The following is a 15122-nucleotide window of genomic DNA, read 5'->3' on the forward strand; positions in this document are numbered from 1 at the left end:
ACAAGCCCCATAAAACTGCTTATACTGCGCACCGTTTTGTTGCCACCGCTACGTTTTGCATAGTCACGGTATCAAACAATCTGCACAAATAATGGCCCCATAGCTCAGTTGGTTAGAGCATCCGACTCATAATCGGCAGGTCCCCTGTTCAAGTCAGGGTGGGGCCACCATTTTTAAAGATAAAAACATTTAAAATCAATATCTTACCTGAAAATAAATCAATTCTGTTCCACTTTTGTTCCACTTTTGTTCCACTTTTCCATTGTATTTTTATCTGTCAAAAGGTCAAACTATTAATTTTGGCCCTAAAATAGATAAATTGGCTATCCTTCTACAAATCAGCAATCAAGATTCATAATTACTATAGAAATAGTTTTTCCAAGCGAAAAAGGTATCCATTTAGTTAGCAGAGATTAGGGAAATTCTGACCGTACACAATTTTATAATTAAAATTTCAAGAGTTAGATCATGTTTGAATAGACACTATGTGCCAGAAGCCGCCCTTCGCCCTCGTCTTGGTATAGAGCAAATATTCAGACCATAGCGGACTTTAGATTAACTGATTGGTTAAATATTTCTCACCTCAATATGCTGTATAAAAAATCAGGTATAATAAGGTTTGGTGAATAATGCCAATATCGCTTCCTATTAAATAGATTTTCTAGGACTCACTTTGTTTTTCAGAAAACAGCTAAGTTATTAATTTAATTATGGAAAATATTTTGCACATGGTTTTTAATAGGAAGCGAAAAAAGTCTCGTTAAATTACCGGGTAACCCGTCAGGCTCCTTTTGCTTTTTAGAACTGCCGTAGTTTTAGCTTAATTGAAGTAAAAAATACGTAATAAAATCAGAAGGTAAGCACTGAAAATGACGAAAAAAACAATCAAGCCGAGCAGTTGCAAATGCGAAATGCTCGTTAATAAGCGTTATGTGTAAAGGGAGCTTTTAGTTTTGTATATTGTATTTAGTATTCTGCCGATGTTATTGGCTGTTTCAGCCATTTTCGTTTGGATTGCGTCATTCATAGCCTTGTTTAAGTACGCTGGCTATTACAAATCGGATGTTGAAAAGGATTTGGTCTTGTTTCCTCTTTTTATCTGGTTTCTGATGGTGCTCCTTAGCGGTCCTGTTGCCGTCATAGTTTTTTGGCTGCTGCATCATTCTTCGTTAAATCCCAACATTTATAGGCCCAGGCTTTAATCTTGAGAATGCCTACACATAACAAGTTAAATCATCGGAAAATCCCTCGCAGGCCAAACAACGGCCAAAGCGCTCGGTCTTTCCGCTGTTTAAAGCGTTATGCACTCACCGAATAAGGAAGTTCTATGGAAGTAAAAGAAAAAGTTGCTAATGCTCTCATTTCAAAGACAGCTGAAGGCGTGGCAGTAGCAGTAGCCCTAATATTGATTTGGTGTGGAGGTAAGTTAGCCCCAATAATTACACCAATAATAGAAGAAAAAGCGCCTAAAGAGTTACTAATCTCCCTACTATTTGGATCTCTAGCTCTCAACCTTCTTTTATTAATTCTTTTTTGGGCGCTAAATAGGAAAAAATCGGAGTTTAGGCTCAAGTATGGAATATATTGGGATAAGGAAAAAAATCCTCACTGTCCAAATTGCAAAATTCCGATTGGGGGTTATAACAGTTATTCTACAGGCGGGGTTGGCTATTATTGCAAGCCTTGTGGAAAAATTTTTCCACTAACAGACTCTAGTGGTAATGATATAAAACCAGAACAGGCTGTATCGGAACTTTAAGTGCATAACAAACGCATTAACACTCGCTGCGCTCGCTAGGGACAAAAACACGTAGGCTCCCTTCGCTTCGCTTATGTGGACTCCCCCTTGTCAACAACATTAACAATCAATTAAAGAATAAATGCGTGCTTATGTACGAGTGATCTTCCCCCGATTTTGTAGGCACTAAGATACTATTGCTTGTTAACGCTAGCGCTGCGAATGTTTGCCTTTCGCTATAAAGGCTTTAGCGCTGTTTTTAAGCCATTGAAAATTATTTGTAAAACACATACTAAGAATGAAATATAAAATGGCTACAACTTTTCGCATCAAGCCGCACCCCGCTTGTTTCTGTACAAAAAATAAACTAGCATCAGATCGATTTTATAAAACTTGATAGGGATTTGTTATGCCTCTAAGTCACGTATTGCACGGTGAACTTAGAGTTATTGGTTTGTTGTTATTGCTAGTGACTCTTGTTGGTTGTGAAAAACCTGAACCTGAAACTGCTCATGTCACACAGTCTGCGCCTGATAATACTGCTCCCCCACCTAAATCAGAAGTTACCGAGCCTTTAGCAAATCAACAAACGTCAGAACCAGTGACAACAGCGCCATGGCCTAAACCGACTGCTAGTGTAAACAACGCCAAAGATTTTCAATACTATTCGGATAAATTATCCACAATACATCCCGACTATAGTCAATATAATCAAGAATTAGCTTACCCACCAAGACCGATGCGCTCCCCTCATACAAAGGCTAACCACCCCGCCACAATCCCTGAAATTTATCATGTCATTATGTCTGGTTCTAAACATTTAAAATTGCCAGGTAGCACTGGATTACTCAACGTCTGGATAGGTGATATTAACTTTAAACCGCCGCGGGATAATTCAATGAATAGCGCTGAATCAGATATTAACGCCGCGGGTGAATATGCCTTGATAGAGGCCAACGCACCCGATTTCAATGTGACTGGCCCTGATCAAAAATGTATTTTTTTGCATCCTTCTGGCGTTGATACCAAGTTTTATTTAAGCGCAAAAAGCGCCGGTGATTTTGAGGTGAGTGCTACTGTTAATCTATTTAATACAGACGATTGCTCAGGCCCTGCGATACCTAAAACTGCCAACAAGTTAAGCGTGAATGTGGTGGTTGACGAAGAGGTTATCAATGAGCAACGCAAACAAGGCTTTGTTGATATTTTTTGGGAAAAAGCGACTGAGTTTTGGGTTGCACTGCTGGCCTTAATATTTGGCGTTATTCTGTTTTTAGTACGTAAAGCATTGAAAACTTGGTTGGGTTACGCACCTAAAGACCCTGACTAAAAACGAGTACTAATGAGCTTATAAGGCCAAAAAAATCGTTGCCATGATGGCTAAATTTCATGCGGTTTTAGATTGTTTATGGCGCCAGTGGGTCGTTTTATGTGTCCCTTGAATGAATAAGCCACGCCTATAACTTACAACATCGTGAATGCCGCAAAAAAACAGGCTATAAACTGCGTTAATTAGGCCAAATATACTAACCACTATTTATACGCTCGTGCTAGACTCGCGCCAATTTCTCAGCCTTTTTACTGATAAACAACAGGGCGGCAGTTTTTTGGTTTTTCTGTTGTTTTTACGAGTTATACATGACCAACGTACACTCACTAGAATATGAGCAAGCACGAATTCGCGCCCTCAAAAATATGAATATTCTCGATACCGAGCAAGACCAAGAGCTTGATGCAATTACCCTTGAAGCCCAGCACTATTTTAATAGTAAAGCCTGTTTAATCAGCCTCATTGCTGAAGATCGCCAGTGGTTTAAATCGCGTCAAGGCATTGAAGGTCCCGAGCCTCCTAAGAGTGTGTCTTTTTGCACTTATGCCATTGCCGAGGAAGAGTATCTTGTTGTACCAGACGCGACCTTAGATGAGCGCTTTTGCAATAACCCTTTAGTAACGGGCCCGCCTTTTATTCGTGCCTATGCTGGCAGTATTTTGCACACTGGGCAAGGTTATGAAGTAGGCACTTTTTGTATCATATTTGATCAACCGCGGGAATTTACCAAAGAAGACATAGCTGTGTTGCAACGTTTTGGCGCTGCGGCAGAAAAGTTATTGTTTAACGGCTATCATACTGCGCTATAACATATTCATACCCCTGCTGCGCTAACTGCACTGCGCAACTGCTAGCGCAGCAGGGGGTGGTAGCGCTTAATAGTTAAACTACTCGCCCTTTTGTCCTGAACAACCGTTATCGGTTTGTTTTTCTTGGCATCGCATCGCTTTCAAAACACCTCGTGTTGAGTCATAGTCGCTTTTTAGACACAGGATAAATTCAAATGACGGACCACATTGGTTTCCATTACTATTGAGAAAGTAACATGCGTGATTTTTTGTTTAATGGCCGTGTCGCGAATATTTATTTTATCGTTATTTTAGGTTTAGGCAGTTGTTCATCTTGGCTGATTTATGAACAAATTGTGTCTAGCGAAAAAGAAAAACTTAAAGCAGCATCTTTTAACCAAGCTGACTCCATTGCCAACGAGCTACAACAAACCTTTCAAAATCGCTTTGTACAAGTTGCCTCGGTGGCCAACCTGTTTGCCACTTCAGATTGGGTAAGCTACGAGGAGTTCAATACCCTCATTCAATTGGTTTACCTCAATGAACATGACTATCGCCGCGTTGCTTGGGTTGTGCGGGTTGACCAACAAGACATTCCGCCACTACTCGACAAACTGCGTCAAAATCCAGAGCCAGGATTTGCGGATATGGGCTTCTTTTCGATAAAAGATACGCACGTTGAAGAGCCGGTTTATATTAATAATCAGCTGTGGGCGGTAGCCTACCCTTTCCCTTTAACGCCAGAAAATAACATGTTAGGACGGGCCCTAGGCCCTCACTCGCCTGTTTATCCCTTATTAGAAAAAACACGTCTGTCGGGAAAGAGCTTGTTTTCATCTATGATACTTGACCCACTTGCTGATAAAACAAGTGCTCAGCCCATGTACATTATTGGTTTTCCTATCGAATTAGGAGCTAAACGTTTTGGACGAGGCTTTATTACCTCAGGCAATTTTTTAGTAAACCACTTTGATTCGATAATGAAAAAAGTCGGTAACAAGCATTTTTCTTATTTGCTTGAGGATCACCAACAGCATTTTTACGCCTATCCTGAAAATCAATTAGTGGGTGCATTGCCACCAAGCAAAACAATTTCTTATACCTTTTCTATCAACGTTAACCAGCAAGTCTGGACACTTTACCTCTACCACAACGACCACCAGCTGTTCGAAATTGGTATGGTTTACAAAGTCTTATTAATGTTAGGCCTACTGCTGTCTTTGGGTATTGCTTTTATCACTCGTATGCTGCTTTTACAAAAAAGCCAATTAAAACGGCAAGTAAGCAAACAAACCAAAGAATTAAATGACATGGTGGCACAGCTCACCTTTAACAATGAACAGTTAGGTATTGCCATTAAAGGGGCTCAGGCAAGTGCGGTGGCAAAACAGCAATTTATGGCGAATATGAGCCACGAAATTCGCACGCCCATTAACGGTATAATTGGGTTAACCGAGCTGTGTCGAAAAACAGACTTGGCGCCTAAACAAGCAGAATATCTCGCTAAAATAAAACTATCGGCGAATCATTTGGCTACCATCATCAACGATATTTTAGATTATTCAAAAGTTAACTCAGGCTCCCTTGAACTTGAACAAAGGCCGTTTTCGTTGCTGAGCGTAATCGACAATTTACACGCCATGCTGAGTCAAGAAGCCAATAATAAAGGCATAACATTCACCATTAACCTACCCCCAAATCTACCCGTCGATGTGTCAGGTGATAAAGTCAGACTCAGCCAAATACTGCTTAACCTGTGCTCTAATGCCATTAAATTTACTGAAAAAGGCAACGTTACCCTTATCGTCAATGGCCAGCCAAAAGCACATCAAGTGGCTGATTCCTTCCTGTATCGCTTTCGTTTTACCGTGACGGATAGCGGCATTGGTATTGCGCCAGAGTATATTGATTTATTGTTTGAAAACTTTAGCCAAGGCGACGCTTCAACCACACGGCGGTATGGCGGAACAGGGCTTGGATTAACCATAAGTCAGCAATTGTGCCGCTTAATGAATGGCGAAATAACAGTAAGTAGTGAACTGGGTAAAGGCAGTACTTTTGTCGCAGAAGTAGACTTACACATTAACAAAGCCATGATCGACAACGACGATGAAATATACCTACTGAGCACCAAACCTCGCGTGTTACTGCTAGACGATAATCCAGAAACACTGAGTTTAATGGCCGATCGGCTAAGCGAAATGGGTGCCCAAGTAAGCTGTTTTCAGCAAGCCGACAGCGCATTAACCCGCTTGCTTACCGAGCCGCAGGCCTTTGATTTTATTTTACTAGACTGGATGTTACCGGGTTGTGATGGCCATGAGTTTTTACAGCGCCTTAAACAAGCTCAGCTGTCTTATACACCACGGATTATAGTGATTACCGCCTACGAGCTGGATAGCGTTAACCAAGAAAAAAACAAACTGGCTATTGAACACATCATCGCCAAACCCTGCCAACGTATTGATTTATATCGCGCCTTGAGTGTTAAACAAGACACAATAAACCCCGCCGAACCACCACGAGCGCTTGCAGGCATAACGTTATTAGTTGCCGAAGATAACGAAATCAACAGTGAAATTATTTTTGAGACGCTTAGCCAACATGGCGCCAACGTGATAATGAGTCAAGACGGTCAAGACTGCATCAAGCAATTGTATGCAAACCCTGATGTTGACCTGATTTTAATGGACATTCAAATGCCTGTTATGGATGGCATCAGCGCGTTTAAAATCATTCGTGAAAACCCAGCTTACCGCCATCTGCCCATTGTGGCGCTAACCGCAAACGTATTGAGTGAAGACAAACAAATATACAGCGACTTGGGCATGAATGGCCATTTAGCCAAACCCTTTGAAACGCACAAAATTATCAGCTGTATTTTAAGTTTGGTATCAAAACCTAAAAAAGCGAAGAGGAACGAGCCTTGAGTGCAAGTCGTTGGATTTATTGAGTTGGTGTGGCAAGGCCTCTGGCTTTATTCAGGGTGTGTAGCGTTGATATCAAACCATAAACGCGCATCGGCCAAGGGTGTTTCTTTGGGTAAAAATGGGTTGTCTAACTCAAATATTTGACGTTTTGCCAAGTTAGCGCGCTTTAATAAACCACCAAAATGCTGTGTAAACAAGGCCTCAAAACTGCCATCATCAATAGCGATTTGTAAGCCTTTTTCAATGACGCCATGCAAGTGCATGTCGTTTTTTCTAACAAAAAAATACACGGCTGTTGGGTAATAAATAGCGATATGCGGGTCAACCATGACTTTGGCATGTTGCATTAATGCATGCTCTGCCCAAATCTCGATCACCGAGCGAGGAAAGTAGTCGATTCGCTCGATGGTTAGCAAATCAAATAGTGCGTTAGTGTTGGTGGTGGTAATAAGATTAAATTGGCTGTTTAGCAAAATTTGAGTATCGGGCCAGTCACGCCCCTGACCTACTACGAGGTTTTGCAGATGCGCTTGACTGGTTACATCGGCAAGTAAGTCAGGGTTATTTTTATTAACAAAAGCTAAACGCAAACCAATCAGCCCTTTGTACAAGGGTATTCGTATTGGCGCTAATCTGGTTTCTCGCTCAGTATTAGACACCATCCAATGTATGTCATAAAAGGCCTCTTCAATTAAGGCAGCACTGCGCCCTTGAGGTACAGAAGGCATCGACACATATTTTATTTCCATCACTGCATTGGGCACTTTTGCCAAGGCCAGTTTAAACAAGGCTAAAAAATATTCATTTTGATGGTTATACAGGGTGTCTGTTTCATTGGTGGGATAATAAACCACTCGTGTGCTTTCATGATGCGGTTTACGTTTATCACTTTGCTGGCATGCTCCCTGAACCGCATAAGTTAAACTCACCAATAAGAGGATTATTTTCATAGGCAACACCTTTCATACCTAAACCTAAGGGAAACACTACAGCAGCAAACGCAAGCTGTATAGAAGAGTGTAGCTATGAATAGCGTAGACGCACAAAATCTCATGAATGATGTTGTATGAAAGTTAAATTTGACAATTAATCAACACTCCCTTAACTTATGTCTTATATAAGACATATCTTTAAACGATAGGACAAATTCTATGTCGACCCAAAATAAAACCATGCCGAAAGTTGGCTTTGGCCTGTGGAAAATATCCAAAGAAACTTGTGCAGATGCAGTATATAACGCCATTAAAGCGGGATATCGCCATCTTGATAGCGCCAGCGATTATGGTAACGAAGTTGAAGTAGGTAATGGCATTAAACGTGCGATTGACGATGGCCTATGTCGGCGTGATGAGCTGTGGATCACCTCAAAATTGTGGAATACCTTTCATCACAAAGAACATGTAGAGCCTGCTATTCGTCGCAGCTTGCAAGACTTGCAGCTTGAATACCTTGATCTCTACCTCATTCATTTCCCTATCGCCCAGCCCTATGTCGATTTTGACGATAGATATCCCCCTGAATGGATATTTGACCCAAGCGCCGCCGAGCCGCGCATGGAAACCGCCCCAGTGCCATTGCATGAAACATGGCAGGCAATGGAGGCCTTAGTAGAAGCAGGTTTAACCACACAAATTGGTGTATGTAATTACAACACCGGCTTGTTACACGATTTAATGAGCTACGCCACAATCAAACCTGCTGTATTACAGGTAGAGTCTCACCCTTATTTAACCCAGCAACGTTTGATGAAGCTAGCTAACAATTACGGCATTCAAGTCACCGCGTTTTCTCCTCTTGGGGCCTTATCGTATCTTGAACTGGATATGGCTGGAGCCAAAGAATCAGTACTTGAACAAGACGTAGTAAAAGCAGCCGCCAAACGCTTAGATAAAACTCCTGCACAAATCGTATTGCGCTGGGGCGTACAACGTGGCAACGCCATTATTCCTAAAACGTCACGCCCAGAACGTTTAGCAGAAAACTTAGCCATTTTTGATTTCGAGTTATCAGAAACTGAAATGACGGCAATCGACGCCCTAAATTGCAACCGCAGGTTTAACGATCCCGGTCAGTTTTGTGAAGCGGCATTTAATACTTTTTATCCTATTTACGATTGAGGTAAATCATGGCTACACCAGCAATAAACTATGTCGAAGTCGCTCACCAATTACGTTGCGGTGACGCTATATTTCCTAGCGTTGTAGTCAATGATGGCAGCGTGACCAACCTTGAACAAGCGGCAGTTTGGATAAAAGCCCATTTACCTGAGCTTGAGAGCAAACTAAGAGAGTCTGGTGCCATTTTATTTCGTGGTTTTCCACTTGATTCAGCAGAAACCTTTGACGAATTCTCTCAAGCATTTGCTTATCCCAATTTCACTTATAAAGAGTCGTTGTCTAACGCGGTTAGGATTAATTTCACCGAGCGTGTTTTTACCGCTAATGAAGCGCCTAAAGACGTAGAAATTTTCTTGCATCACGAAATGGCCCAAACGCCCATTTCACCGAGTAAGTTGTTTTTCTTTTGTAAAGCAGCCGCTGAACAAGGCGGCGCAACGCCCTTGTGCCGTTCGGATATGTTGTTTGCTGAATTTGCTCGTCAACAGCCCCAGTGGGCCGAGGCCTTTATCACAAAAGGTTTGAAATACACAACGCAAATGCCAGCAGAAAATGATGCTAATTCAGGCCAAGGCCGCAGTTGGAAAAGCACGCTTAATGTCAGTGACCTTGCGCAAGCCGAAAGCAAATTAAAAGAACTCGGTTACAGCTGGACATGGTTAGAAGACGGCAGCCTTCGGGCCACCACTCCCATATTGCCTGCTGTTATTGATATCGGCCAAGAGCAAAAAGTATTTTATAATCAGTTAATTGCAGCGTTTATGGGCTGGAAAGGTGTGAGAGAAAACCCAGCAAAAGCCATTACTTTTGGTGATGACAGCCCCATTCCGATTGAAGCCCTAGAACTCATGGTCAGTTTATCTAAAGACTATACGTTCGACTTGCCTTGGCAAGATGGGGACGTGGCATTAGTTGATAACTATATTACCATGCATGGCCGTCGCCCTTATTCTGGCGAGCGCAAACGTCAGGTGTTAGTCGCCCTAGCGATGGACTGAAGCGGTATTTAATTGAGTGGTAAGGTCAAAAATGGAAAAAATTAACATACTGTTGCCAGGTATTGTGGTGGCAACCGTGACGGGATTTGCTGCGCTGTTTTTGTCTGAACATTATGGCGCGCCAGCCATGCTGTTTGCCTTATTACTTGGCATTGCATTATCGTTTTTATATGAAGACACTAAATGCAAAGCCGGTATCGAATTTACCGCTTGTCATATTCTGCGTATCGGCGTTGCCTTACTCGGTTTGCGCATCGCCTTTGGTGATTTAGCGGCATTAGGCTGGAAAACAGCCCTAGTCTTGATTGTGGCGATTGTGAGCACCATTGCAGTTGGCATTGCACTGGCCAAGGCCTTTGGTTTAAGTAAGCGTTTTGGGGTACTTAGTGGTGGTGCCGTGGGTATTTGCGGCGCATCGGCTGCCATGGCCATATCAGCTGTCTTACCCGACAGCCCAGAAAAAGAACGGGATACCATACTGACGGTGGTTGGAGTAACCGCCCTATCAACCATTGCCATGGTGCTTTACCCCATCATAGCGGGCTTACTTGAACTTGATCAAACCAGTACCAGTATTTTTTTAGGCGGCACTATTCACGATGTGGCACAAGTGGTTGGCGCGGGTTATTCGGTATCAGAACAAACGGGCGACTTAGCCACGTTGACTAAATTAGTACGCGTGGCCTATTTAATGCCAGTAGTGCTGTGCATTTTATTAGTCATTAAGCTAAATCTCAAAAAGCTGAACGGGCCAGGTGTTATTGACGCTAAATCACCCGGTGTACCCGGATTTTTAATTGGCTTTGTCGTGCTCATGACCATCAACAGCTTAGTTGATTTACCAGAATTGATAAGCTCCAGTGCCAACGAACTCAGCCGCTTTGCCCTTGTTGTGTCGATTACCGCTATCGGCATGAAATCAAACCTGCGCCGACTGCTAACGGTTGGTATTAAACCGATTATTTTACTCATCATCGAAACCTTATGGATAGCAGGTTTGATACTCTTGAGCTTGCCCTATTTGGCCTAATAGCGCTGCCGAATAGCGGCAGCTTTTACTAAAATCACGCCATGACACCTGCAAAAACCTCAACCTCGTCTTGTAGGAGGTCGTTCACGGCCAAATGCTTTAATAACAAAACATCAGCCTGCGCAGCTAATGACTCCATTGCCGAGCAATTCCTACAAAACCCCAAACATCCCTTGTAGGAGGTCGTTCACGGCCGAATTCTGTAATAACAAAACATCAGCCTGCGCAGCTAATAACTCCATTGCCAAGCAACTCCTACAAAACCACAATCATCCCTTGTTGGAGGTCGTTCACGGCCGAATTCTTTAATAACAAAACATCAGCCTGCGCAGCTAACAACTCCATTGCCGAGCAACTCCTACAAACCCCCAAATATCCCTTGTAGGAGGTCGTTCACGGCCGAATTCTTTCACAACAAATCAATAACCGGGGCAGCGCTTTACAACATCAATAAGGCACCCTGTGACTACCTCAATACTGAATTCTCACCATAAAAAAGGCGCCTTACGGCGCCTCACAGGTCACACACACAAAAGAGGTTTAAAAGCGGGCTTTAAATTGCACGCCAAAATAACGGTCGGCATCACGTGGGATCTGATAACGAAAACCGTCGCCAGAGTAGGTGGTGATAAAGCTTTCATCCGTTAGATTTTTACCGATTAAGGTCACGCGATAGGCATCATCATCAAACGAGAAGGCTAAGCTTGCGTTTAGTATACCGTAATCGGGTAACAAGGCTTCCGGGTTGCTTTGCGCAGTTGCGCCCGGTGCGCCAGCAAATATTTCGTCGGTATAAACGTATGAGCTGTTTAAAATGACATTCATGTCAGCCAACTCCCACGTGTATTCACCTACTACTGAATATTTCAAATCAGGGGAAAACGGTAAATCAGCACCTGACCGACCATCACAGGTTGCAGAGCCAACTGGACATAAAAACTCGTCAACTTCGGCATCAACACTGGCAAAACCGCCGGACAAGGTAAAGCTTTCAGATACTTGCCACAAAACGTCGGCTTCAATCCCTTGAGTGATAACCGAACCTGCGTTGGTTAAGCGGGTAATGGTCACGCCATCCAATAATTCTGAATTATTGGCTTGAAAGCCATCGATTTCGGTACGGAATATCGCGGCGTTAAAAATCAAATCACGGCTAGCAAACTTATATCCTAACTCATAGGCATCAGATGATTCTTTGCCAATGGGCAAGGTATCCGTTGGGTTCATGTTATAAAACACGTTAAACGCTGGCCCTTTGTAGCCTTGTGAGTAAGTGGCATACACCATGCTGTCTTTATTGATGTCAAACTGCGCACCAACCTTAACAGATACGTTAGTTTCATCGGTTTTGCCGTCGAAGTTAGTGGCAAAATCACGTACACCAATACCACCTCGGCCATATTCATCGTTATTGTAACGGTTATGTTCAAAACTCACTTCGTCGTCGGTGTAACGCATACCAAAGAGTAAACGGAAGTCTTCATTAATGTGATATTTACCGTCTGCAAATAAGGCCCAGTTATTAAATTCTGTATTCATAAAAGCTGTTGCGCTAACGATATCGTTGCGGTTACACGATAACAAATTATCAGCAATGAATTGATCCGCTTGTTCGGCGGTAGGGGCGTCTTGGCCTAACTGCGTCGACAAGTAGTTTTGAATAGTGGTGGTTAAATTACCCGAACAACTGGCGTCGCGAGTAAAGTTACGCTCAGATTGTTGTTTCCACCAGAAAAAGCCCACTTGATACTCAAGATCATTGCCTGTGGGCGAGGCGAACCTGAACTCCTGTGAGGTTTGTTTCCAGTTTTGAATACCGGTGTCGTGCAACAAAAAAGTGCCCGTTGGAATAGGTTGGCTACCACCGATAGAAGTAAAGTCACCTTCACGTAGCTCGGTATTATCCCAGCTACGATACGCGGTAATTGACGTAAATTCATGTGAACCAATGGGTTTGTCTATTTGCAATGAAAAGCCAGTGGTTTCATCAATTGTGCGAGTTTCAAAATCATGGTCTATTTTACGTTGATCAAAATCGAAGTCACCCGATCCGGTGCTGTTTGGCAAGGCTTCTGAGCCAGGATGACGGCCACTTGGGGTTAATTCTAAATCGGCACAACAATTGTCGTTTGACTTCATGTTTTCAAAAATAAACAACATGTTGGTGTCGCCCGCTGCTTCATAATTCAGCATGGCACGCACACCTTCTTTGTCATAACCATTGGTCATTTCATTGTTATGAACGTTTTTAATATACCCATCAAATTGCGATTTAAGAACGGTAACACTCCCAAAGGCATTATCGTTCAACTCACCTGAAACACTGGCTTTTAAACGGTATTCGTTGTCTTGATACAAGCTTAATTCGGCATTACCTTCAAATCCTGCGGTGGGCTTTTTAGTTGAAATATTAACAACACCTGCTGAGGCATTTTTACCAAATAACGTTCCTTGCGGACCACGTAATACCTCAATACGTTCTAGATCATAGAGGTCAATAAAGGCTTGGCCAGAACGGCCTAGAACCACGCCATCGACGACGGTAGAAACACTGGGCTCTGCTGCCACACTAAATGAAATTGTTCCAATACCTCGAATGGTAATGGCTGAGTTACGATTGGTATTGCCTTTTCGAAAACTCACTGACGGCACTAAGGCTTGTAAACCTTCGATGTTAGCCGCAAAAGCTGCATTAATTTGATCTTCACGCAGCACTGAAACCGCCACGGGGACTTCGTTTAGATTCTCTACACGCTTTTGTGCTGTCACCGTGATTTTTTCGAGTAATCCTTGATCTTCTTTAGGGGCTTCCTGTGCCAACGCCGCTGTGCTTAAAGCGACGTAGCTAGTTAAGGCTAAGGCCGCGCTAATGCTGCTGTTTAATCTACTGAGTGTGAATCGCATAGTGTGCTCCAGACATTGTCTTTTTTGTTGTGTCTCATGTTGTCCCGTTATCTCTTAGCCGCCAATCAGCTCCATGTCTTACGCATCTGCCGTTAGCTGAGATAGCTCATAAACTGTCACCTTATCTTTTGTCTTATATAAGACAAAAGATAAGCTAACGAATTTGTAAAGCAATTGCAATTATTTTGTTAATTTAATTGACTATTTAGCGATCAAGAACAACACACGTGAGGACTAAGGATTTACAGAGCTGGATCGGCGGAGCATTGAGCCACTGCACTATCGAGCAGAGTGAGCCAGTCATTGCCAAAGCGCTGGGCAAACCAAGGGCGCATCTGACTACTTGCTTCAATAAAGGCCTGTTTTTCGGCATCAGAGGGGCGATAAATCGTGCCGCCTGCGGCTTCAAATAAACGGTAGGAGTTTGCTTCTTGGTCTTTAACAAACTGATTGGCTGTGGCGGCTTGAATTTTAAAGCCCTCTAACACAAGATGTTGAATATCACTGGGTAAGGCTTGCCACGCAGGCTCTGAAAACCACCACAAGGTGGCCATGTAAGAGTGTCCGTCTAGTACAACAAATTTAAGATGTTCTTCTAGTTTGGCGCCAATGATATCTTGGATACCGTTTTTACTGCCTTCAACCACTCCTGTAGCCAGCGCGGTATAGAGTTCGGCCCATGAAATAGGGGTTGAATTAGCGCCTAACTGGCGTACTAACTCTTGTTGAATGTCGGCTGGGGTGGTGCGAATTTTTAAACCTACTAAATCTTGAGGACGGTGAACGGCCTTTTTGGTGGTAGCAAAGTTTCGCCAACCACCGGTGTTTGATACCCCCAGTAAACGCAAATTCAAACCTTGGGCTAATACTTGCTTGCGCATTTCGTCCATTAAAGGGCCAGCTAAAACACACTCAGCTTGCTCGTCATTACTAAATACATAAGGTAAATCGATAACTTGAGCCGGACTGAAAAAGTTACCTGTGCCACCTGCGGTACTCGGAAAAATTTCTAATACGCCTTTTTGTAAATTACCAATACATTCTGGCACACTGCCACAAAACTGGCCGGACGGGTAAAGCTGTACCTCTACCCTGCCCTGACTGTGTTGTTCAAGGAAGTGTTTAAAAGCCACTAAACCGACATAGTCCTCATCTTGAGTAGAGGCTTGAATCGACGCTTTAATCGTATATTCGGCGTGGTTTGTGGTGCTGTTGATTAAACCGATGCCGCAGGCAATAACCACACAACCGTAAATAAACAGCAGCACTTTGCGTTTCATTGGCATA

General features: G+C 43.0%; 10 protein-coding genes and 1 tRNA gene. 8 read left to right on the forward strand and 3 right to left on the reverse strand.

What is annotated here, in order from left to right:
• The first annotated feature begins 93 nt into the window (after positions 1 to 93).
• The 5 genes from ACEN2L_RS03830 to ACEN2L_RS03850 all read left to right on the forward strand — a co-directional run bounded on the left by ACEN2L_RS03830 (position 94) and on the right by ACEN2L_RS03850 (position 6786).
• Positions 94 to 170, forward strand: a tRNA-Ile gene (locus ACEN2L_RS03830).
• 1157 nt (positions 171 to 1327) lie between these two features.
• Positions 1328 to 1759: a hypothetical protein gene (locus ACEN2L_RS03835; protein ID WP_441741829.1), complete on the forward strand. Its 432-nt coding sequence runs from the start codon at positions 1328 to 1330 to the stop codon at positions 1757 to 1759.
• 388 nt (positions 1760 to 2147) lie between these two features.
• Positions 2148 to 3068: a hypothetical protein gene (locus tag ACEN2L_RS03840; protein WP_441741831.1), complete on the forward strand. Its 921-nt coding sequence runs from the start codon at positions 2148 to 2150 to the stop codon at positions 3066 to 3068.
• A gap of 308 nt (positions 3069 to 3376) precedes the next feature.
• Positions 3377 to 3877, forward strand: a complete 501-nt coding sequence (locus tag ACEN2L_RS03845) for a GAF domain-containing protein (RefSeq protein WP_441741833.1) — start codon at positions 3377 to 3379, stop codon at positions 3875 to 3877.
• Positions 3878 to 4113: 236 nt separating this feature from the next.
• On the forward strand, positions 4114 to 6786 hold the full coding sequence (locus tag ACEN2L_RS03850) for a response regulator (RefSeq protein ID WP_441741835.1): 2673 nt from the start codon (positions 4114 to 4116) through the stop codon (positions 6784 to 6786).
• A 47-nt stretch (positions 6787 to 6833) separates the two neighbouring features.
• Here the strand turns inward: ACEN2L_RS03850 and ACEN2L_RS03855 are convergent, their stop codons facing one another.
• The gene (locus ACEN2L_RS03855) at positions 6834 to 7736 is read right to left on the reverse strand and encodes a hypothetical protein (protein ID WP_441741837.1); all 903 of its coding nucleotides are present in this window, start codon (positions 7734 to 7736) and stop codon (positions 6834 to 6836) included.
• A 201-nt stretch (positions 7737 to 7937) separates the two neighbouring features.
• On the opposite strand from ACEN2L_RS03855, the gene ACEN2L_RS03860 reads away from it, so the two are divergent.
• Genes ACEN2L_RS03860 through ACEN2L_RS03870 form a run of 3 tightly spaced genes read left to right on the forward strand, consistent with a single transcriptional unit; the run spans position 7938 to position 10931 of the window.
• Positions 7938 to 8903 (forward strand): aldo/keto reductase, encoded by a 966-nt coding sequence (locus ACEN2L_RS03860; protein ID WP_441741839.1) that lies wholly within the window; start codon positions 7938 to 7940, stop codon positions 8901 to 8903.
• A gap of 8 nt (positions 8904 to 8911) precedes the next feature.
• On the forward strand, positions 8912 to 9901 hold the full coding sequence (locus ACEN2L_RS03865) for a TauD/TfdA family dioxygenase (RefSeq protein ID WP_441741841.1): 990 nt from the start codon (positions 8912 to 8914) through the stop codon (positions 9899 to 9901).
• A gap of 31 nt (positions 9902 to 9932) precedes the next feature.
• Positions 9933 to 10931 (forward strand): YeiH family protein, encoded by a 999-nt coding sequence (locus ACEN2L_RS03870; protein ID WP_441741843.1) that lies wholly within the window; start codon positions 9933 to 9935, stop codon positions 10929 to 10931.
• A 540-nt stretch (positions 10932 to 11471) separates the two neighbouring features.
• On the opposite strand, the gene ACEN2L_RS03875 is transcribed toward ACEN2L_RS03870, so the two are convergent.
• Both ACEN2L_RS03875 and ACEN2L_RS03880 read right to left on the reverse strand, forming a co-directional pair.
• Entirely contained in the window at positions 11472 to 13835 is a 2364-nt protein-coding gene (locus tag ACEN2L_RS03875; protein WP_441741844.1) for a TonB-dependent receptor, read from the reverse strand.
• 242 nt (positions 13836 to 14077) lie between these two features.
• Positions 14078 to 15121 carry a TRAP transporter substrate-binding protein gene (locus ACEN2L_RS03880; protein WP_441741846.1) on the reverse strand — a complete coding sequence of 348 codons (1044 nt, stop codon included), beginning with the start codon at positions 15119 to 15121 and terminating at the stop codon, positions 14078 to 14080.
• Between the last annotated feature and the right edge of the window lies 1 nt (position 15122).

The organism is Flavobacterium sp. W21_SRS_FM6, from assembly GCF_052119645.1.
In the GTDB taxonomy this organism is placed as follows: Bacteria; Pseudomonadota; Gammaproteobacteria; order Enterobacterales; family Alteromonadaceae; genus Paraglaciecola.